General features: G+C 47.8%; 19 protein-coding genes and 1 pseudogene. 8 read left to right on the forward strand and 12 right to left on the reverse strand.

Annotation, left to right across the window (positions count from 1 at the left end):
- Positions 1-154: 154 nt before the first annotated feature.
- The 5 genes and pseudogenes from AB4124_RS16240 to AB4124_RS16260 all read right to left on the reverse strand — a co-directional run bounded on the left by AB4124_RS16240 (position 155) and on the right by AB4124_RS16260 (position 2,943).
- A complete protein-coding gene (locus tag AB4124_RS16240; RefSeq protein ID WP_339270849.1) occupies positions 155-760 on the reverse strand; it encodes a DUF2087 domain-containing protein in 606 nt (201 codons plus the stop codon).
- Between the two features lie 309 nt (positions 761-1,069).
- A complete protein-coding gene (locus AB4124_RS16245) occupies positions 1,070-1,258 on the reverse strand; it encodes a hypothetical protein (RefSeq protein ID WP_074961888.1) in 189 nt (62 codons plus the stop codon).
- A gap of 219 nt (positions 1,259-1,477) precedes the next feature.
- Positions 1,478-2,007 (reverse strand): annotated as a pseudogene (locus AB4124_RS16250) (histidine phosphatase family protein).
- A gap of 18 nt (positions 2,008-2,025) precedes the next feature.
- Complete coding sequence (locus AB4124_RS16255; RefSeq protein ID WP_441973488.1) at positions 2,026-2,472, reverse strand: NUDIX hydrolase; 447 nt, start codon at positions 2,470-2,472, stop codon at positions 2,026-2,028.
- Positions 2,473-2,511: 39 nt separating this feature from the next.
- Positions 2,512-2,943: an NUDIX hydrolase gene (locus tag AB4124_RS16260; RefSeq protein ID WP_441973489.1), complete on the reverse strand. Its 432-nt coding sequence runs from the start codon at positions 2,941-2,943 to the stop codon at positions 2,512-2,514.
- Between the two features lie 127 nt (positions 2,944-3,070).
- On the opposite strand from AB4124_RS16260, the gene AB4124_RS16265 reads away from it, so the two are divergent.
- Both AB4124_RS16265 and AB4124_RS16270 read left to right on the forward strand, forming a co-directional pair.
- Complete coding sequence (locus AB4124_RS16265) at positions 3,071-4,312, forward strand: MFS transporter (RefSeq protein ID WP_441973490.1); 1,242 nt, start codon at positions 3,071-3,073, stop codon at positions 4,310-4,312.
- 485 nt (positions 4,313-4,797) lie between these two features.
- On the forward strand, positions 4,798-5,529 hold the full coding sequence (locus tag AB4124_RS16270) for a class I SAM-dependent methyltransferase (protein ID WP_441973491.1): 732 nt from the start codon (positions 4,798-4,800) through the stop codon (positions 5,527-5,529).
- Between the two features lie 131 nt (positions 5,530-5,660).
- On the opposite strand, the gene AB4124_RS16275 is transcribed toward AB4124_RS16270, so the two are convergent.
- The 3 genes from AB4124_RS16275 to AB4124_RS16285 form a co-directional block, all read right to left on the reverse strand.
- Positions 5,661-7,133: a DEAD/DEAH box helicase gene (locus AB4124_RS16275; RefSeq protein WP_441973492.1), complete on the reverse strand. Its 1,473-nt coding sequence runs from the start codon at positions 7,131-7,133 to the stop codon at positions 5,661-5,663.
- 155 nt (positions 7,134-7,288) lie between these two features.
- Positions 7,289-8,164 (reverse strand): radical SAM/SPASM domain-containing protein, encoded by an 876-nt coding sequence (locus AB4124_RS16280; protein WP_098742173.1) that lies wholly within the window; start codon positions 8,162-8,164, stop codon positions 7,289-7,291.
- A 216-nt stretch (positions 8,165-8,380) separates the two neighbouring features.
- Positions 8,381-8,953: an RNA polymerase sigma factor gene (locus tag AB4124_RS16285; RefSeq protein WP_237566310.1), complete on the reverse strand. Its 573-nt coding sequence runs from the start codon at positions 8,951-8,953 to the stop codon at positions 8,381-8,383.
- Positions 8,954-9,346: 393 nt separating this feature from the next.
- Here AB4124_RS16285 and AB4124_RS16290 point away from each other — a divergent pair, with 393 nt between their 5' ends.
- Positions 9,347-9,880: a hypothetical protein gene (locus tag AB4124_RS16290; RefSeq protein ID WP_076322740.1), complete on the forward strand. Its 534-nt coding sequence runs from the start codon at positions 9,347-9,349 to the stop codon at positions 9,878-9,880.
- Positions 9,881-9,929: 49 nt separating this feature from the next.
- On the opposite strand, the gene AB4124_RS16295 is transcribed toward AB4124_RS16290, so the two are convergent.
- The 3 genes from AB4124_RS16295 to AB4124_RS16305 form a co-directional block, all read right to left on the reverse strand.
- Positions 9,930-11,588: a M56 family metallopeptidase gene (locus AB4124_RS16295; RefSeq protein WP_441973493.1), complete on the reverse strand. Its 1,659-nt coding sequence runs from the start codon at positions 11,586-11,588 to the stop codon at positions 9,930-9,932.
- A 9-nt stretch (positions 11,589-11,597) separates the two neighbouring features.
- Positions 11,598-11,972, reverse strand: a complete 375-nt coding sequence (locus tag AB4124_RS16300) for a BlaI/MecI/CopY family transcriptional regulator (protein WP_215164245.1) — start codon at positions 11,970-11,972, stop codon at positions 11,598-11,600.
- A 260-nt stretch (positions 11,973-12,232) separates the two neighbouring features.
- A complete protein-coding gene (locus AB4124_RS16305; protein WP_076322738.1) occupies positions 12,233-12,460 on the reverse strand; it encodes a glycine zipper domain-containing protein in 228 nt (75 codons plus the stop codon).
- Positions 12,461-12,708: 248 nt separating this feature from the next.
- On the opposite strand from AB4124_RS16305, the gene AB4124_RS16310 reads away from it, so the two are divergent.
- The 5 genes from AB4124_RS16310 (at position 12,709) to AB4124_RS16330 (ending at position 19,137) form a co-directional block, all read left to right on the forward strand.
- A complete protein-coding gene (locus AB4124_RS16310) occupies positions 12,709-13,731 on the forward strand; it encodes an ABC transporter substrate-binding protein (protein ID WP_076322737.1) in 1,023 nt (340 codons plus the stop codon).
- Positions 13,732-13,753: 22 nt separating this feature from the next.
- Positions 13,754-14,863, forward strand: coding sequence for an ABC transporter ATP-binding protein (locus AB4124_RS16315; RefSeq protein ID WP_441973494.1), 1,110 nt, complete (start codon positions 13,754-13,756; stop codon positions 14,861-14,863).
- The gene (locus AB4124_RS16320; protein ID WP_076322735.1) at positions 14,860-16,515 is read left to right on the forward strand and encodes an ABC transporter permease; all 1,656 of its coding nucleotides are present in this window, start codon (positions 14,860-14,862) and stop codon (positions 16,513-16,515) included. The genes AB4124_RS16315 and AB4124_RS16320 overlap by 4 nt, the downstream gene beginning before the upstream one ends.
- A 140-nt stretch (positions 16,516-16,655) precedes the next feature.
- Entirely contained in the window at positions 16,656-18,356 is a 1,701-nt protein-coding gene (locus AB4124_RS16325) for a sensor histidine kinase (RefSeq protein ID WP_430108622.1), read from the forward strand.
- Positions 18,349-19,137 (forward strand): response regulator transcription factor, encoded by a 789-nt coding sequence (locus AB4124_RS16330; protein WP_076322734.1) that lies wholly within the window; start codon positions 18,349-18,351, stop codon positions 19,135-19,137. Before AB4124_RS16325 ends, AB4124_RS16330 begins: the two co-directional genes overlap by 8 nt.
- A gap of 91 nt (positions 19,138-19,228) precedes the next feature.
- Here AB4124_RS16330 and AB4124_RS16335 read toward each other — a convergent pair whose 3' ends face one another.
- On the reverse strand, positions 19,229-19,789 hold the full coding sequence (locus AB4124_RS16335) for a delta-aminolevulinic acid dehydratase (protein ID WP_441973495.1): 561 nt from the start codon (positions 19,787-19,789) through the stop codon (positions 19,229-19,231).
- Between the last annotated feature and the right edge of the window lie 33 nt (positions 19,790-19,822).

A 19,822-nucleotide genomic window follows, 5' to 3' on the forward strand; every position in this document is an offset into this window, starting at 1 on the left:
CTGGTTTCCAGATGAAAAAGCAGGATAAACCATACGGTCGCCTGCCTCTTCCGTGACTGGAATATAGAAATGACCGGCTCTCTTAAGGACTTGCTCCGAGACCTGCTGCTCGAAATCCTATCCGTTGTAGGGATAGCGGAGAATCCTCTTTCATTTAGGATAGATCCTCCCACCGTGCCCACATCTCTTGCGGATTGAGCTCATATACCCCGTTGTCTCTGAACATGAAATGATGCATGATAAACTCCCGGCGAAGAGTCGCAAAGTCCTCATGGTAACCCTGAATAAACTCGTTGATTTCCTTCTCGGTGTACTTACGTCCCTTCTCCAGCCGGGATACCAAATGTGTAAGCACGATAAGTTTCTTCTTCAGTTGGGCAGGGATGCTCTTCAGCTTCCCGTCGGATGTGAAAAAATGGTTCACAACAGCGTCCCTCGTCCGCTGATCTTCTTCCTCCAAGCGCTCGGGGACGCCCTCGGGCCTCACTCTTTGGTAGATTAGATTTTCCGTAGCCGTTGCACTATTTTTGATGAAATAATGGTTTAACGAGAAATAGATCGTGTTCTTATCCCTGCGCTCTTTGATCAGGCTCGCTTCCCGCAGCTTCGCTGCATGGTGCGTGATCGTTGCCGGCGTGACACCGATCTTCTCGGCCAGAACCTGTCCGTTCAATTCGCCTTCGGCTAGCAGGATCAGCATTTTGATTCGCGTCGGATCTGCAAGCGCCTTATGATAACTAACCACCTTATCCAATTGCATGGATATGTTCACTCCCTACACAATTTGACGAACATCTAATTTGCTATTTATTAAATTAGATATTATCCCATCTGAAATTCAAAGTAAACCTCATTCTTTTTTTAAAAAATGGCCAGACGATGACAAGAGCGATATGACCGGGGAAAAGGTCCGTCATATTCATGTTTTCATGAAGGGCGGCAAGTAACCGCCTGAACTTCATTCACAGGACATGAAATAGCCCGCTCCATTTTCGTAAGGAGCGGGCTGCTGCATGACAATCGTTTCTCAAGTTTCCTATTCACATCCAGTTAACCTACAAACCTCATCTTACACGACAGCTGCGTCAACTCTGGACTGATCGGCATTCTGGCATCTCTTGCATACCTTTAGCGCCGTGCCGTCCGACTTGTTGGCGACGTAGAGAAGCTTGATGCGAGACGTGCTGCATACCGGGCATGTGCCGCGGCCACGTGATGGCATACTCCATAGTGCGCGGCCCCGTTTTGTTTTGGCCATGTTTCATATCCCCTTTATTTCATAATCTCTTTAATGTTGTTGCGAACCCCTGCACACAGCTTGTACAAGATTCGATTTCTCTTTGTTATACGAATCGTAGAAAATACAGCCTGAATATCTGTGCAACTCCATTATAGGGGACGGCCTACCGGAAAATATAGGGAATAAACGCTTATGAACTCTTTTTTACATACGGTACGTCACATTGTGCCTGGTGCTTCACGAGGTCCATATCCGCTGTATCACGAGTACATCCGAATGGAAGTTGAGCTGATACACGTCGGGATTGGTTAACGCCTCCCACTCGTCGAAGCCGATCCGGTTATCGTAATACTTCAGCAGAAGCGAGATCAGGTTGCCATGCGACACGATGACAGCATTCTGGCTAGAGTTCTGCAGGACCTCCTCCACCACACGAACGGCGCGATGCATGGCTGTACGACTTGATTCCCCGCCTTCATAACACAATAAGTTTGGCGAAGCATCTCCCGCCAAGCAGGCTCATTGCAACCCGATAGAACCCTCTCCGTTAATCTCTCATCCATCACAACTTCCACACCAATGAGATTCGCCAAGGGTTTTATCGTATCGCAGGCTCTGCGGTAAGGACTCGAAACAATATGATCAATCCCTTTATCAGAGAGAAACTCCGCAAGTTCAAGCGCTTGCTGAATACCCTGCCCGGTTAACGGAGCGTCGGGTGCTTGTCCCTCGGCCTTGCAATGTCGCACAATAAATACGTTTTTCATGAAACCAGTGCCTCTCCTTTATAATCCAATATTACTTTTGAGCCCTTGATAGCTTCCTGACTCCGGAAATCCGCGCTGAACGATCGTCATAAACTTCTCGGAGAACCCGTGGCTCGTTAAATCTGCGATCGGGACCAGGGCCACATCACCGATGGGATTGAGATCGAACTCATTCGACGGGAGGCGGATCTCCCCCTCCAAGCGTTCCAGCAAAAACGTTATATGTAACAGTGAGGGCGATGAATCCGGTTTATCGCATAGATATAGGAGCTTCTTCACTTTTGTAGTTAGCCCGGTTTCCTCTTCCATTTCCCGAACCATGGCTTCCTCCAAGGTTTCCCCCTGCTCTACTCTTCCTCCGGGAAGCGACCAGCCGCGTTCTGACGAAACGCTCTGTTTGACCAGCAAAATACGTTCGTCTTCAATCAGGATTCCGGTCACTCTGACCTGCAATAGGTTGCTCATTATCACACCGCCAATTCGTTGGATTCTTTATTCCCTGACTTAGGTTAGCTTACGTCGTGCCTCCTCCGCTCTTTGCACACTCTCCTTCGTCCACGGCGGTGCCATCGGGTGATTCATGATTTCGGACAGCGTCATCCACTGTACCGACTCTACCTCGTCCGAGCTCTTGCTGTATGGCGTCCCCTTATCATACTCGCACAAGAACACCATGTTAATGACAGGACGGTCATCGTCCGTTACAAAAGAAGAACTGTACACGTACGTGACGTTCTCCTTCACCTCGACGCCTACTTCTTCCCAAAGTTCCCGCTTCACCGTGCGCTCCAGAATATCCAGTGTGTGCCCCTCCCTGTCGACTTTACCTCCCGCTAACGAAAGTGTTCCGCCCGCATGCTCTTCCTTCATGCTGCGCGTAATCATCAGCCACTGCCCGTCCTTGCAGACGGCCCCTTCTACGTTGACGATAAACATGTCACCCCTCCTCAACCACCTTTTATACTACTTTACACGATCCTGGTGGCGGTTGACCATTGACTCTCACCTTACAGGAGAGCGCAAAATAGGTTCCAGCATTGATTCAGTAAGGAGGAATATCACTATGCCAAGCTCCATCCGTTTGCTCCACAACGGCTTCGTCCGAGCGATCCTGATTTCCAATGTATGCTCCCAGCTCGGAATATGGATCCGAAATTTTGCGGTTCTGCTGTATGTCATGGACATGACAGGTGGGAATGCTTTTGCCATCTCCATGATTTCCGTCGCGGAATATGGACCGATCTTTCTGTTTTCGTTCATTGGGGGTGTGTTCGCCGACCGTTGGCGTCCCAAAGCAACCATCGTCTGGTGCGAAATACTCAGTGCCTGCTCCGTCCTCATCGTGTTTCTGATGCTGGAATCCGGCTCGTGGGGCGCTGTATTCTTCGCGACCTTATGCTCTTCCATCCTGTCGCAGTTCGCCCAGCCCTCCGGCATGAAGCTGTTCAAAATCCATGTACGGGACGAGGATGCTTCAATTGGCATGTCGCTGCTGCAAACGCTGTTCTCTCTCTTCATGATCATCGGTCCGATTCTAGGCACATGGGTATTTCAGCAATGGGGCATGTCGGCTGCTCTCGTGTTAACGAGCGGATTGTTCATGTTATCTGCGCTAGCCATGCTGTTTGTGCCTAAAAACCAAGAGGCGTCTATAAACACGACAACAGCAGTTCCCTCCGTTCTTCATGATATGGCGGATGGCATTCGTTATGTTCTATTCAAAAGAGACCTGCTGCGGCTAAGCCTCTGCTTCATGGTTGTGGGACTTGGGGTGGGATTGATCTCCCCGCTCAGCGTATTTCTGGTGACCGAGCGCTTAGGCTTGTCCGCTCAGGACTTGCGGTGGATTACCATCCCTTACGGTGTAGGCGAAATCCTGGGTGGAATCGTAACGTTTATGCTCGCATCCCGAATCGATCCCGGACGGTTACTGATGATGGGACTGATCGTGAACGGAGCGGGCATTCTCCTGCTGGGCCAGTCGACGGTCCTCTGGCTGACCATGCTCTCGCAATTCCTGATTGCGCTGCTGCAACCGGCTATTTTTATCGGGAACCACTCCTTGGTCATGCAGCAAACGGAACAAGCCTACATCGGTCGGGTCACCGGAGTACGTACGCCGCTCATGACCGGAGCCATGCTGATCACAATGGGATGCTCAGGGCTATTAAAGCAGACCATGTCACTAACCTACGTATACGTTTTAGCTGGCGCATGTTTTCTCGCTGGATTCTTGATGATTCTTCCACTTCTTCGTCATGGAAATCACACGATGTCTGGAGGTGGTGAAGCAACCGAAACGTAACATCCCCCACAGATAAAAAACCGAGCGAAACGATGGTTTATCCACGTCTCATTCGGTTATTTGCTTTTTCCAGCCTAATGGAGCCTTAGTCCGTGTCGTCTTCTTCCTCAACCTTTAAAATTCTTCCCGATTTTGCAAGAATTTCGACTTCAAACAATCTATTGTCGGACGTCAGAATCAATAGTTCATAGGCCAACACACCATGCTCCAGATCCATATCGACACCGTTATTTATATATTAATCGTGGCCTGGGTATTATTCCGAGAGGAACGATCCGTTATAATGAATCATAAGAGCAAACATCCCCAATCTTTTCCAAAATAACGGATCGAGGTGAGCTGTGTGATGGGAAAGACCCTTGTTCATCATGGGTACCTCGAGGGACCGCCCCGGATTTTGCAGACGGCTGTTTTAGGTGGATTAGCACGACTAACTGATCTTCTGAAATATCGAGTGTAAGGATGATTCCAAGCAGGAGGTGCCTATGAGCTATCACGGATCTGATTTTTATGACAACGACACGAACTTCGAGAAGTACATGGAGCGGCGGCAAGGGCAGGAAAACGCCAACGATACACTAGAGAAGCCGGTCATCTGGCAGCTGCTTGAGGATATCTCGGATCGGCATGTATTGGACCTAGGGTGCGGCGATGCAGGCTTTGGCGTGGAATTGCTCAACAAAGGTTGTGCTGCGTATATAGGGATTGAAGGCTCTCGTAATATGGTGGAAGCCGCCTCAAGTAACCTGGCCGATTACAACAATGGAACCGTTGCGCACATGAGGATCGAGGACTTTGCATATCCCCGCGATTACTATGATCTGGTGCTCTCCAGGCTCGCCATTCATTATCTGCAGGATATCGAACACGTCTTTCAATGCATTCATCAGAGCTTAAAGCCGAACGGCAGGTTTGTCTTCTCCGTCGAGCATCCCGTCATTACCTCTACGCTTGAGCCGTCCGGCATAAGAACGAACTGGGTCGTGGACCATTACTTCAACGAAGGCTACCGGGAACAGCAATGGCTCGGAGGCACCGTTCAGAAGTACCATCGAACCGTCGAGGATTACTTCAGGGCGATGCAGGAAGCAGGCTTTATCGTGGAGCAGCTTAGGGAATCCAGACCTGTGAGAGAACATTTCTTAAACGAAGAAACCTATGAGCGCAGGCGCAGAATTCCACTGTTTCTGTTTCTGGCGGGGAGAAAGAGCGCGTAACTCCCATTCCATTCCAAAAAAAGCACCCTTCCACTTCACGAGTGGGACAGGGTGCTTTCTACGTTTAGGATAATGGTCAGAAATGCCGAGAATGCCTGCATATGAAGTCATCCCACCATCGTTATTTCGGCTTACGAGGGTCTGCCGGACTTGCTTCCCTTATTGAATCCCTCGGATTTACGCTTACGGGCTTGGCCGTCCTTAGGTTTCTGATTAGCTTCCACTTTCAGCTTACGTGCCATCTCTGAATACGGATTACTGACGGCTTCTGCTTTCGGCTTACGTGCCGAATTCGTGCTCGAAGAGCGAGCTCCGTCTGATTTCGGTTTACGAGCCGTGTCGGTCTTTGGCTTGCGAGTGGTATCGGCCTTCGGTTTAGCAGGTCTAACTGCTGCTGATTTGGCTTTGCCGGACTTGCCCGAGCCCGATTTCGGCGATCGGTCTACCTTGGCTGCTCTTAATGATCCCGACATCGGGAAAGCATGGTCCTTCACTTCGGGTATGGACTTTCCGATTAACTTCTCAATATCGCGGAGAAAAGGCACCTCGTCAACTTCGCAGAACGATATCGCCGTTCCGCTCAGTCCCGCACGCCCCGTCCGGCCAATCCGGTGAACATACGTTTCCGGAATGTTCGGAAGGTTAAAGTTAATGACATGCGACAGCTCGTCGATATCGATGCCTCGGGCGGCAATATCTGTAGCCACCAGAACACGGGTCTCCCCGCTTTTGAAATTTTTGAGTGCCGTCTGGCGGCTGACCTGCGATTTATTCCCGTGAATGGCTTGAGCCGAGATGTTCACCTTCGTCAGGTCGCGCACAACCCGGTCAGCGCCGCGCTTTGTACGGGTAAAGACCAAGGCCGACACGATGGACGGGTCCTTCATCAGCTCATTCAATTGCTTCTGTTTATTTCCTGTTTCCAGCAGGTACACCGATTGCTTGATTCGTTCGGCTGTAGAGGAAACCGGCGTGATTTCCACTTTTACAGGGTTTTGCAATAATGTTTTGACAAGTTGGGTGATCTCCGCAGGCATGGTAGCTGAGAAGAACAGCGTTTGTCTTTTGCTCGGCATTTTGGCGATAATTCGTTTTACGTCATGAATAAAGCCCATATCGAGCATCCGGTCAGCCTCATCCAGCACCAGGATCTCCACATGCTGCAGATCGACACGCTTCTGATTCATAAGATCCAGGAGTCTGCCTGGGGTAGCAATGAGGATGTCCGCTCCTTGCTGTAGCGCCCGCTCCTGCGTTTTTTGCGAAACGCCGCCAACAATGGCCGTCGAACGCAGCTTCGTGAACTGACTGTAGGCTTTCACGTTATCTGAAATTTGCAGGGCAAGTTCCCGGGTCGGCGACAACACCAACGCACGAATACGGCGCGACATGCCCGGTTTAGGGGATTGTTCGTTCAACAACTGGATCATTGGTACCGAAAAAGCGGCGGTCTTCCCTGTTCCGGTCTGCGCGCAGCCCAGCAAATCTCTGCCGGCCAACACAGCCGGGATCGCCTGAGCCTGAATAGGCGTTGGCGTCTTGTAATTCTCCTTCGCTAAAGCTTTGAGAATCACGGGGGATATATTTAAATCTTGAAATGTCATGGGGTCTCCTTTAAGGTGAATACCTATATTGTCTCATCACGTAACATAGGGCATCTCATAATCGAGTTTCCACAAGCCGTTCCTTTACGTCATAACACATAACGATACCATACATCGGTATAAAAAAAGAAGCGGAATTTTTCTCCGCCTCTTGTTTAAGCCCCAAACCGCTGCCGATACCCGCATTTTCTGCATAGCTCCTCAACGGCTTCCCGGCGCGAAAATCCCTCTACGAGGTTATTCGCCCGCTCCCCGTCAACGATATCCGAGAAGGACTTCTGATGGATATTGCCCAAATTGATGACCCCTTCCCCATCCAGACAGCACGGCACGACCGTCCCGTCTACGAGAATGGCCGCCTGGCTGCGAAGCGCATGGCAGAAGCCTTTGCCTTCATCCTCCGGTGCTGTCAGACTTGGCCACTGGAACTCATAATCCTGGTTCAGATAAACACGGTCGGCCACCTTCACACCACCGCCGGGTTCAACCTTTTCCTCGATTCGGTAATCCAGATTAAATTCCTGCTCCAAAATTTCGAGCGTCTGGCGGTTCCGGCTCTTCTCCAGGTTTGTTTGGTTGTCCTGCGTCAGATTCCACAATCGGAACGAGAAGATGACTTTATGTTCCTCCGCGGCACGAACAAAGGATAGAATCTCCCGTAAATATCCCTCGCGATTTGTTGAACCTTCGTGACCGTCGAAGCTGTGGAGCGAGAAGTTCATCTGTCTTAAGGCCGGCTTGCCCAGCAGCTTATGCCGGTTCTTCGCGATCAACGTGCCGTTGGTCGTGATGTTGACCTTGAACCCTTTTTCATGGCTAATATCCAGCAGCTCATCGATCTTCGGATGGAGCAGCGGCTCCCCCTTCACATGCAAATAAATGTAACTCGTATGCGGCTTGATCTCGTCCAATCTTCTCGCAAAGTCTTCGACCTTAATGAAGTTGGCCTTACGCTCTGTCGGCGGGCAGAACGTACAAGCCAGATTACAAATACTCGTAATTTCTATGTAAACTTTCTTAAATGTCTTCAAGATGTTATCCCCAATCCAGATGTCTATGATGGCATGGCGATTTGCTAGCTAAGTCGCTTGCCAATCCCTCATATCGTACCATAGGCGGGCCCTTTACAGCTACAGCTACAACTACAGATGCTATCTGATGCCATTCTGTATTAAGCGAAAAAGAGGGGAGCACCTTCCTTCTTTAGTTGTTGCTCTAATTAACCGTTCATCGTTATGTTTGAATCGTCACTCATCAGCATCAACCCATCTTTTTGAAAAGTAGAGGTGCAATTTTTTTCTTGCTCTGACCATCGTTTGAGCTAAAGCTTGTTCCGTTGTTTCTAGCTCCTGTGCAATTTCCTTATATGGTTTTTCTTCGATGTAATATAGAAACAAAGCTTGACGATACTCGGGGCTTAGCTCATTTAGAGCTTCAAGTAGTATCTCTTTCCGAATCTGATCTTCCACTTGCTCGGCTACAGTAGGGCGTAAAAAAGGGGCCTTCATATCAATAACGACTTGAGGATCTCTAAGATGATGATATTTTTTATTTTTTTTTAACAAATCATAGGCATAATTCCTAGCTATTTTAATCATCCAGGCTTTCAAATGCTTAGTGTCTTGCAGTTGAGGGGCTTTAACCACCACTTTATAGAACGTCTCCTGTACAACATCTTCTGCCAGTTCATGACTTCGTGTCAGAAAATAAATGTCCCGATAGACCAAATTCCGATAAGCTTCATAGGCTAATTTTTGGGTGTCGTGGTCTAAATCATAGAAATTAGTGCGTAAGAAATATAACCATTGTTCTTGCTCCACGTGTACCCTCCTCCGTTTTATTTTATTCATTAGCTGCTTGACGATGTTTTAAATCAAGAAGTTTACCATTACAGTAAAATATTAGCATATATTTACACGATTTTCCTTATATATGATCGTCAGAAAAATTATATTTTTAAAAAAAGCGTCATATGTTGCTAGGATAACTCGTTTTAGTAGTAGATTAGCTCTATTGGATACATACATCGTTCAAGCTACCTTACTTATCTCAAGCAAGGTAACGAACAAGAAGCTTTGAACCTACTAGATACTTGCCTTAGAAAAGAGGGGTAGCTCATATAGAGGAGGCGGAGGTGAGTTCTTTTATATGGTTGTTTGAATAGCTAATCTAGTAATTAAAAAAACATTAAATTTAAGGAGGATCATTCTCTAATGAAAAAACTTTTTTCACTTGTCCTTACAATGGTTCTGATGTTGTCACTTTCGGTATCCGCTTTTGCAACCTCAGAAGGAGAAGAAGCAATCTTTCCTTCTGGAACATCCATTACGGTCAGACCTATGACTCCGGAAGAGATCGTCCTGTTTGAGCAAAGAGCGAATGGAAACCAGGACGTAGGTCTCTTTGACGTTGGTATCTTGTCTGATAGCTGGAGTGGAAATGTGAGTGTTCCTATTAATACGGATGGAACCCAAGGAGCAAATGTCGGCCATGCATTTATTCCCTCTCCGGACAGATATGTTTCGATAGCTGTAGGGAATTTGCCAGGCACGATGCCATCCGTTAATTTAAGCATAAAAAGTCAAACCAATAGCAGTGTCAGTTGGTGGCAACCAAATATAGCTGGAAATTCAATTGTTACCATTGACACAGGCAGCTATAGTAACCATACGTTCCAAATTAAAACAAGCACGAACGAGGCTAATTCAAGAAGTGCAGCTTTTTCATGGTCGACCCATTCTGAATAACCCCCAAAAAAAGCACTGCCCTAAAGGCAGTGCTTTTTTTGGGGGTTTCTTATTTATCAAAATTATATTCAGCGAGTTCTTCTGGCGTCAATGTTGCTCTTAATTCCTCTTCAGTTTCCTTCATTGAAGCTCTTTCTTCAGGTGTCATGGATCTGACCGTCATAGAAGTTCCCGGGGGAATCTCATTTGGATGAGAATATTCATGATCATACTCAGCAAGCTCCTCGGGCGTCAACGTAGCTCTTAATTCCTCCTCAAGCTCCTCCATTGAAGCTCTTTCTTCAGGTGTCATGGATCTGACCGTCATAGAAGTTCCCGGTGGGATTTCATTTGGGTGGGACTTCCTATAACCATCGTCTACAGGGAGAGCTGGTTCTACATTTGCTTGAGATTCAGCACCACTTTTTTCATTTGCACCTATGTTTTTAGGTGCAGCCACGGTTTCATTGCCTTGGTAATCAGTGATTGTTTTATTTTCTGCTACAACTGCAAGGCGAGCTTCTTCTGGCTGAGTTCCAACATTATTTCCTTCATTCTCAACTGCAGGCACAGGACGAGCTTCTTCTGGCTGAGTTCCAACACCGTTTCCTTCAGTTTCAACTACGTCATTAGAAGGCGGCGCTTTAGGAGCCGCTTCATTGGCTACTTCGTTTGGTTGAGCTTCAGAATGACTTCCCTCATTTCCAATGACTTTGGGCGTATTGCTAGAAGCCCATGCCGCTGCTGATGTGCTAATTACAGCAACCAAAAACACCGCTGTTATCGAGAGATACAGTGTTTTCTTTTTTTGTTTCTTTACATTAAGCATCATCATTAATCTCCTTTTCAATTGTTTCCCGTCACCGGATAAGGAGGCACAAAATTGCACGGGTAAATTCCTTGATCCTACCATAACGTTTAAGATCGTCTCTCCATAGCGTTTTCGCTCGGCATAAGACATCTCTTTTACGACTTCTTCATCACAAGACAGCTCGCTCCATGTGTGAATTTCCTTGCGAAGAATGTACACCAAGGGGTTAAACCAATGTAAGGCGCTGGCCAAGAGCGTGAACGCTTTGACCCATAAATCTTTCCGTTTCAGATGGATCAACTCATGACGGATCACCATGTCCATGTTAACGGTATTCTCTACAGGGAGATAAATAGTTGGTTTCCTTAGGCCGACAAGAACAGGACTCCGAATGATGGAGCTGTAGGCAAGCCGGACGTTGCTTTTCACATTAAGGGCTTCCTTGATGAAAGGGAGCTGTTTAGCCGCTTCGCTGCTAATCGGAACGTTGGTACGCGTATGTTCTAGTTTCTTTAAAAATCTGCGATAACAATACATCTGCCATGCAGCAAAAGCCATAGCGCCGATTGCCCATAAGATAATAAGGGGAAGGGCTACGTTTGCTGAAATGGTCTGTTCTGGGATGAGCTGCACCGGATTAATCCTTGAATACGGATTAGGCAGTGCATGTTGCACAGTTGAAGATAACTCGTTCATGATGGGGGCGGTTTCTGTTGCATTGAATGTAACAAGCGGTGAAATCCACTGCATCCCAAGGACTACGGGTAAAAGATAAAAGCCTACTGCCATTTTGCTAATCCCATAGCGCCACTTTGTAGGAAAGGCATTGATGGGTATGATCCGTAGTACAAGAATGCAGGCTACGACGGCACTTCCAGCAACGGTAAGGGTCAACAGCAATTCAAGAATAATATTCATAAGCACCCCCTACTTTTGCGAAAACCATTGCTTCAGCTCTGCAATATCTTCATCTGAAAGCTTTTCGCCGTCATACAAAGCTGAAATTAGATTTTTAACCGAGCCTTGATATAATCCGTCCAGCACGTGCTGCGTTTCCATGAGCTTATAATCTTCAGGTGAAATGCGAGGCATATATTTATTTGTCCGTCCATGCCTCGTAACCGTAAGTGCCCCTTTGTCCACTAAGCGTGATAGGAAGGTGGAAATGGTCTGCGCTTTCCACTCTTTTCCTCTCTGGGCAAACAGACCAAGCAGTTCGGTGGATGTGACAGGCGGTGTACACTCCCAAATCACCTCCATTAGCTCCGTTTCAGTATCCGATAATTTTTGTACTTGGTTCACGGTGAACACCTCTTTACGTCGTTATGCGTCCATAACGAACTTAATCACTACACGATGTAGTGATTATAATCTACTACGTCATGTAGTGGTATGTCAAGCAAAAATGAGTTGAAATTTACTAATACATAGAATTTATACGTGAAATTAAAGAACCGCGCGGGAGCGCGGTTCTTTAAAACATGCAGCTACAAATAATCGAGGGCACAGGAATCCCCGGGTCCCCTTATTTTTACTCGCACAGATGGTTGTGCTAACGCTGCTTATTTTGAATCGTTGTCGTCATTATCTGCAGCATCGCCAGCTTTGTTACCCAATGCTGCGCCTGCGATACCACCTGCAATCGTGCCGATTGGACCCAATATGGAACCTACAGCAGCACCTACGACACCACCACCTGCAGTCCCTAAGGCTTCTCCAGCGTCAATATCCATTTTGGCGTTGTCGCGGTCAGAATCAACCTTTTGATTACGATCATTTTTATTAGCCATCCATCTCACTCCCTCGAAATTGTGATAGGAACAGCTCCATCTTGCCAGACGTTGTTCCAAACCATATCTTGCCCTAACGGATCTGAAAGAATTCTTTAAAAGTATAACCTGCTCAGATTCTTTCCACTCCAAAATGGGTTGCGTATTTTAGACGATGTTTGCGGATTATGGGATTATGTAAACGGTACCAAGACTGCTACAATGAACATGCAATTACGAAATGAACTTTTGTTCAAGGGGGATTATACATGAAAAAGCTATCGATTTTACTGTTAACCTGCGTGTTGATTATGGGGGCGCTTAGCGGTTGTGCAAGCAGCGAGTCCGATTCGGGATCGTCCAATAAACTCGTCATCTACAGTCCGAATAGCGAGGAGATCATCAAGACGATCATTCCGATGTTCGAGAAGCAGACCGGGATTACAGTTGAGCTTGTAACGGCTGGTACCGGCGAAATTATTAAGCGCTTACAGTCCGAGAAGCAGAACCCTTACGCTGACGTGATGTTTGGTGGTTCTATGGCAGGTTTCCGCGAAAATGAAGCTTTATACGAGCCTTACGTATCACCTGAAGACAAGAACCTGATTGAAGGTCACCGTAATACGTCGGGCTTTGCTACTCCTTATATCTCGGATGGCAGCGTGCTGCTCGTAAACAAAAACCTGATCGGTGATATCAAAATCGAAGGCTATGCGGATTTGCTGAATCCGCAGCTCAAAGGGAAGATTGCTTCCGCTGACCCGGCAAGCTCAAGCTCCGCTTTCGCTCAGTTAACCAACATGCTGAAAGCGATGGGCGGCGATTATGAGAATGAACAAGGCTGGAACTACGTTGGTCAACTGATCGAGAACCTGGACGGCAAAATCGCAAGCGGTTCTGGTGCCGTTCACAAAAGTGTGGCGGACGGTGAATATGTAGTCGGCCTTACCTATGAAGACCCTTCCAGCACTTATGTAAAGAACGGCGCTCCGGTAGAAATCGTATATCCAAAAGAAGGCGCCGTATTCCTGGATGCGGGATCCGCTATTATCAAAGATGCACCGCATATGGACAACGCCAAGAAATTCATCGACTTCATTCTGTCTCAAGAAGCGCAGGATGCGTTCGGTACGCAATTAACGAACCGTCCACTTCGCCTAGATACGAAGCTTGGCGACCACATGAAGCCCTATGAAGAGATCCACATGATTGATGAAGACACGGACTATGTAAGTGAGCATAAATCTGAGATCGTTGAGCGTTATGTCGATTTGTTTACTAGCGTTAAATAAACTATAGAATCAGGTGACAACCATGAGCGTAACTATAACCATTAAAGACTTAATCAAAAAATACGACGACACAACCGTCATTCCCGAGCTGTCCCTGGAGATTAAAAAGGGTGAATTCTTCACCCTTCTCGGGCCTTCCGGGTGCGGCAAGACGACACTGCTGCGTATGATCGCCGGCTTCAACAGCATTGAAGGTGGAACCATTCATTTTAACGAGCGTGTCATTAACCAGGTGGAACCGGGCAAGCGGAATATCGGGATGGTCTTTCAGAGCTATGCGATCTTCCCTCACTTAAACGTTAGAGGAAACATCGCGTTCGGACTGGAGAATCGGAAATTATCCAAGGCGGAGATTAACGCCAAGGTGGATGACATCTTAAAGGTCGTTCAGATCGAGCCCTATAAAGATCGCATGCCGAAGAACCTATCCGGCGGCCAGCAGCAGCGCGTTGCGCTAGCCAGAGCGATCGTCATCCGGCCGGATGTCCTGCTGATGGATGAGCCTCTATCCAACCTGGATGCCAAGCTTCGGGTCGACATGCGTAACGCGATTAAAGACATTCAGAGAGAAGTCGGGATTACCACCGTCTACGTCACGCACGATCAAGAGGAAGCCATGGCGGTATCCGATCGGATTGCGGTCATGAAATCCGGCGTGATTCAGCATCTGGGGACGCCACAGGAGATTTATCAACGTCCTGCGAACGTATTCGTTGCTACCTTTATTGGTCGTACCAACATTCTCGAGGGTACTTTAACAAAATTGGCAGACAGCTATGTCCTGCACCTTGGCTCCGGCTATATGGAAGAGCTGTCTAACATCGAGGTTCCGAAATCCGATGCCAAGGCAGATACGCTAAACGTTCAAATCTCGGTTCGGCCGGAAGAGTTCATTCTGACCGAGGACCAAACCGGCATGGAAGCGACGATTGTACACAGCGTATTTCTTGGGCAGAACACCCATTATTTTGTAGACTTGGCGTCCGGTCAACGCGTAGAGATCACGCAGGAATCGAAAACGTCATATATCCTCGAGCCTGGTCAAGTTATCTATCTCAAGGCCAAGAAAGAGAAGATTAATGTCTATGATGCGGCAGGCGAACTGAACTATACAAGGAGCGCTCGGCTATGAGAGAGACGCGCAAACGATTTGATGTCTGGACCAACATTTCGTTACTGATCTTTGTGTTCTACATTCTGTTTCTGGCCCTGCCTTTATTTACGATGCTGTTCAAGAGTGTGTACAATGGTACGACTGGCGATTTTTCCCTCGCCTATTTCACGAAGTTTTTCAGTAAGCCCTACTATTTAAACGCTCTGTTCAACAGCGTTAAAGTCACCGTCAGCGTAACCTTGCTTGCCGCCATTATCGCAACGCCGCTGGCATATATCATGGCAACGGTGAAGATTAAAGGCAGTTCGGCCATTCGGGTCATGATTCTGATCTCCTCGATGTCGGCTCCTTTCATTGGAGCTTACTCCTGGATCCTGCTGCTGGGCAGAAGCGGTGTCATTACGAAATTCGTTAGCAACACATTCGGCATTACGATGCCGGATATATACGGATTTACGGGGATCTTAGTCGTCTTGACCTTGCAGATGGTCCCTCTTATCTTCATGTATGTATCAGGCGCACTGAAGAATATGGACCAATCGCTAATGGAAGCAGCCGAAAGCATGGGTTATTCAGGCTTTGGCAAAATGCGCAAAGTGCTCCTCCCGCTCATTACGCCAACCTTGCTGGCGGGCGGCCTGCTCGTCTTCATGCGTGCGCTGGCCGATTTTGGTACGCCGATGCTGATCGGTGAGGGATACAAGACCGTTCCAGTGCTGATCTTTAACGAGTTCATCAGTGAGGTCGGCGGCGATGACGGCTTTGCGGCGGCGATCAGCGTCATTGTCGTTCTGTTCGCCACAACGATATTCCTGCTGCAAAAATTCGTAGCCAATCGTAAATCCTTTACGATGAGCGCACTGCATCCGATTGAAGCCAAGAAGAAGAAGGGCATCGGCAATATCGCGGCTCATGCCGTTATCTATCTGTATACGTTAATCGCGCTGCTGCCGCAGCTCTATGTCATCTATACTTCGTTCCTGAAATCCAACGGCAGAATCTTCGTCGAAGGGTTCTCGCTCCAAAGCTATAGGGATGCCTTCAGTAATATTGGCGGCGTCATTCTGAACACGTTCTTCCTGGCGATCGTGTCGCTGGTCGTCATTATCCTGTTAGCGATACTGATTGCTTACGTAACCGTTCGAAGAAAGAATGCGCTAACGAACACGCTGGATATCTTCACGATGTTCCCGTATATCGTTCCCGGCTCCATTCTGGGGATCGCTCTATTAATCACCTTCAATAATAAGCCGCTGGCCTTGAGCGGAACAGCCGTCATCATGATCATCTCGTTTGTTATCAGGCGCCTGCCCTATACGATTCGATCCAGCGCGGCCATTCTGCATCAGATCAACGATGGGATCGAGGAAGCAGCCATCAGTCTGGGGGCTTCCCAGATGAAGACGTTCTTCAAGATTACGCTTCCGATGATGGTGGCAGGCGTAGTCTCCGGCGCGATCCTGAGCTGGATTACCATCATTACCGAATTAAGCACTTCGATCATTCTTTATACAGGCAAGACCAAGACCGTAACGGTTGCCATATACACCGAGGTCATCCGCGGTAACTACGGCGTGGCGGCAGCTCTATCTACGATTCTTACCGTCATTACGGTAGTGTCGCTGCTTGTCTTCCTGAAGCTCTCCGGACAAAAAGAAGTTTCCATGTAAATGTGATGAATTCATAACGTAGACTACATCCAAGTCGGCACCTGCAGCATGAGGGGGCGGCTTGGATGTATTTGGATGATCTGCGGATACCGCCAGTCAGTATAATAGAGTCGAGGGCCTTATCGCAGATGGAGGGCAGCATGAAACCTACACATTATCGCAACTTTAAGGAATCGACCCGTCATTTATTTCGCATCTATACGATGATCCCGTTCTCCATCTTAATCGTATTGTTTTTGGCATTCACGATTATTAATGGCAGAATGAACCTAACCCAAAAAACGACCGAAGCCGCCCAGTCCATCAGTCAATCCATATCCGGTGTGTATCATCAGTACTACGAGGAGATTAATCGGATGGCCGTCTCTCCTACCGTGATCAATTATGTAAGCTCGCATCTGGGCAGCGAACAAGTGTATTCTGCCTTTTATGATTTCAACAACCAGCAGAAGGTCAAGAGCATTTTTCATGTCGTCAATACGGATGGGGTCTTCCTGGCAAGCTCCGCTCCAGCGGATGCGCTGTATTCCAATTTTGCCTTCGGCAATCTCATTCATCGGATCGATCAGCGGCCCGGCAACACGCTAACCGAAATGAACAGCTTTCGTTATTCGCATGATCGCGATACAAGTTATACGTTTGGCAAAGCCATCGTTAAGGACAAGCGGACGATAGGTTATATCATCTACCAGCTATACGAATCCGACATTCAGAAGATGATTTTCGAACAAAATAATGAGATCGCCATGATCACCGATGAACATAACACCATTATTGCCACGACCAGCAATGTAACCAAAGGCGTTCTCAACAAATTCAGCCCCAAGCTCGATAACAAGGGACATGTTCTGCTAAACGAAGGCAAGTACTACATGTATGCCAAGCGGATCCCTGATACGCCGATTCAAGTCATTACGCTGAACTCCTATAAGTCGGAGCAATACACCTACTATACGGTCTCTTTCTTTGTTCTTGCTGCCAGCCTGCTGCTGTGGGTATTGATCCAGTTCCTGGCGAACAAAATGTCGACCCGCAATTCCGAATCGATCGATAAATTAATTCATGCCTTGGCACAGCTGCGCGAAGGAAACTTCAATGGCTATGTCGACATTCAGACGAATGACGAGTTTCAAATTCTGGGCGATGAGTACAATGTGATGCTGGATCGGTTGAAAGAGTTGATCGAGAAAAATAAAGAGCTGTCCGAGCTCAGCACGATTATTGAGGTGAAGCAGCTGCAATCACAGTTCCACCCGCATTTTATATTCAATGTACTGGAGACACTGCGCTATGCCATTAAGATAGATGCGAATCAAGCGCAGGACATCGTGCTGATCCTATCCAGGCTGCTTCGATACAGCATTGGACCTGATCGCAATGTCCAACTGAAGAATGACATGAATTATGTACGGGATTACCTGAAGCTGCAGCAAATTCGGTTCAATGATCGGCTGGAATATCGGATTACCGTAGCGGAGGAAACACTGGATGTATATGTCCCCAAGCTTCTGCTGCAACCGATTATCGAAAACGCTATCAAATATGGGTATCAGGATCAGAGCCATGTGCTTATCGAGATCCATATCTACACTTCCACAGACAAGCTGATTCTGGAAGTCCGCGACAACGGGCAAGGCATGAGTGAAGAGACGCTTCAGGAAGTGAATCAGCTCCTGCAAAGCCAGACAAACACGACGCAGCATATCGGGCTGTACAACGTTCACCGACGTTTAGTGCTTCTATATGGCGAAGGATCCGGCATTCACATTGACAGCGCACAAGGAAAAGGCACCTGCGTGGCACTTACGATTCCTTACGAATGGAGTGGATATCATGTTTAAAGTTCTGCTGGTCGAAGATGAGGATATGATTCGTAGGGGGATACGGTTCAGCATCGATTGGCTTCAATACGATTGCATCGTCATTGAAGAAGGGCTGAATGGACAGGATGGCTATGAGAAGATCTGCGAGCTAAAGCCGGATATCGTCATAACCGACATCACCATGCCGATCATGGACGGCATTTCGATGATTCGGGAAGGATTGCAGCAGCATACCTTCAGCAGCATTATTATTTCCGGATATAATGAATTCCACCTTGCGAAGCAGGCACTCCAGTTAGGCGTGACCGAGTTCCTGGTGAAGCCCTTAGAGGATGAGCAGCTGGTCGCGGCACTCGAATCGGCCAAAGCCAAAGTGGATTTAGTCCGCAAATATGAAGTGATCTCCAATCATCCGCAGGAAAAGGAAGAGATTCTAAACAGCAAATTTCTGGAGAAGGAAACCAAAACCTCGAAATACGTGGCCAAAATGATCGCCTATGTACAGGAGAACTATGCCAAGAAGATCAGTATTCATGACCTCGTGGAAGAGATCGGCTTAAGCGCCTATTACCTGAACCAGAAATTCAAGGCAGAGACCAGCTATACCTTCAACGAGTTTCTCAATCGCTATCGCATTCAGAAATCGATCGATTTACTAAAGTCAGGCGATAACAAGGTCTATACCATCGCGCAGGATATCGGATTCAGTGACTACAAGTATTTTATAAGTATCTTCAAAAAGTACGCCCACGTCACGCCGAGTCAGTATCAGGAGTATTTCGAGGAGAAGAATGGATAGCACGGGTAATCTAGATACTAGAGGTACTCAATCGGACTTATATTGGCACACACACCCCTGCTAGGAATGAGCAGGGGTGTAGAATCTTTATCTATGATTCCTGTCGTTCATAAAGCCGGTACATGGATAGCTCATCACTCATCTTTACCGCTCGAACAAAGGCTTCCTTCACGTCCCGGCCCTGCTGAACGATTTCATAGAACAGCCGAAGAACGAACATCAGCGCATCGTTGCCGTCCGGGTAATCATCCGGCCCGATATACATCCTGCAGCCCCGCTCCAGGAAGGCTTCGGCCAGTGCTGGATCTCCCAGCGAGCAGCCGTTCGCAATTACTGTCTTTCCGTTCAGCTTCGCGTAACGCTGAATCTCGCCTGGTCCGAAGTCGCCCCTCGGCTCATCCTCCTCGTATACCTCTTCGCCGAGCTCCGGCATGATCAAGCTGCCTTCATCCCCGTGAAAGTTCAACAGGATCATATCGGTGCCTTCATACACATCATCACCTGACAAGACAGAGATCAGATCATTCGGCCTCCCGATCCAATATGTAAAAACGCGCACCCCGAAATATTCCAGAGCCGCCCTTACGGCTTGGCTCTCCATATCGCAATCCGGTCCAACGACCAGAGCGACCTGCATAACAGGCTTACTCACTACCATATCAACTCCTAACAGTTATACTTGAAT

The sequence above is a fragment of the Paenibacillus sp. 2KB_20 genome (assembly GCF_052115765.1).
In the GTDB taxonomy this organism is placed as follows: domain Bacteria; phylum Bacillota; class Bacilli; order Paenibacillales; family Paenibacillaceae; genus Paenibacillus_AQ.

Bases quoted from the DNA above. Each gene is read 5' to 3' on its own strand.
- AB4124_RS16265 (WP_441973490.1), top strand. From the start codon at position 3,071: ATGCCAAGCTCCATCCGTTTGCTCCACAACGGCTTCGTCCGAGCGATC.
- AB4124_RS16240 (WP_339270849.1), bottom strand. From the start codon at position 760: ATGCAATTGGATAAGGTGGTTAGTTATCATAAGGCGCTTGCAGATCCG.
- AB4124_RS16260 (WP_441973489.1), bottom strand. From the start codon at position 2,943: ATGTTTATCGTCAACGTAGAAGGGGCCGTCTGCAAGGACGGGCAGTGG.
- AB4124_RS16320 (WP_076322735.1), top strand. From the start codon at position 14,860: ATGAGAGAGACGCGCAAACGATTTGATGTCTGGACCAACATTTCGTTA.
- AB4124_RS16310 (WP_076322737.1), top strand. From the start codon at position 12,709: ATGAAAAAGCTATCGATTTTACTGTTAACCTGCGTGTTGATTATGGGG.
- AB4124_RS16245 (WP_074961888.1), bottom strand. From the start codon at position 1,258: ATGGCCAAAACAAAACGGGGCCGCGCACTATGGAGTATGCCATCACGT.
- AB4124_RS16275 (WP_441973492.1), bottom strand. From the start codon at position 7,133: ATGACATTTCAAGATTTAAATATATCCCCCGTGATTCTCAAAGCTTTA.
- AB4124_RS16305 (WP_076322738.1), bottom strand. From the start codon at position 12,460: ATGGCTAATAAAAATGATCGTAATCAAAAGGTTGATTCTGACCGCGAC.
- AB4124_RS16270 (WP_441973491.1), top strand. From the start codon at position 4,798: ATGAGCTATCACGGATCTGATTTTTATGACAACGACACGAACTTCGAG.
- AB4124_RS16315 (WP_441973494.1), top strand. From the start codon at position 13,754: ATGAGCGTAACTATAACCATTAAAGACTTAATCAAAAAATACGACGAC.
- AB4124_RS16295 (WP_441973493.1), bottom strand. From the start codon at position 11,588: ATGAATATTATTCTTGAATTGCTGTTGACCCTTACCGTTGCTGGAAGT.
- AB4124_RS16255 (WP_441973488.1), bottom strand. From the start codon at position 2,472: ATGAGCAACCTATTGCAGGTCAGAGTGACCGGAATCCTGATTGAAGAC.
- AB4124_RS16290 (WP_076322740.1), top strand. From the start codon at position 9,347: ATGAAAAAACTTTTTTCACTTGTCCTTACAATGGTTCTGATGTTGTCA.
- AB4124_RS16325 (WP_430108622.1), top strand. From the start codon at position 16,656: ATGAAACCTACACATTATCGCAACTTTAAGGAATCGACCCGTCATTTA.
- AB4124_RS16330 (WP_076322734.1), top strand. From the start codon at position 18,349: ATGTTTAAAGTTCTGCTGGTCGAAGATGAGGATATGATTCGTAGGGGG.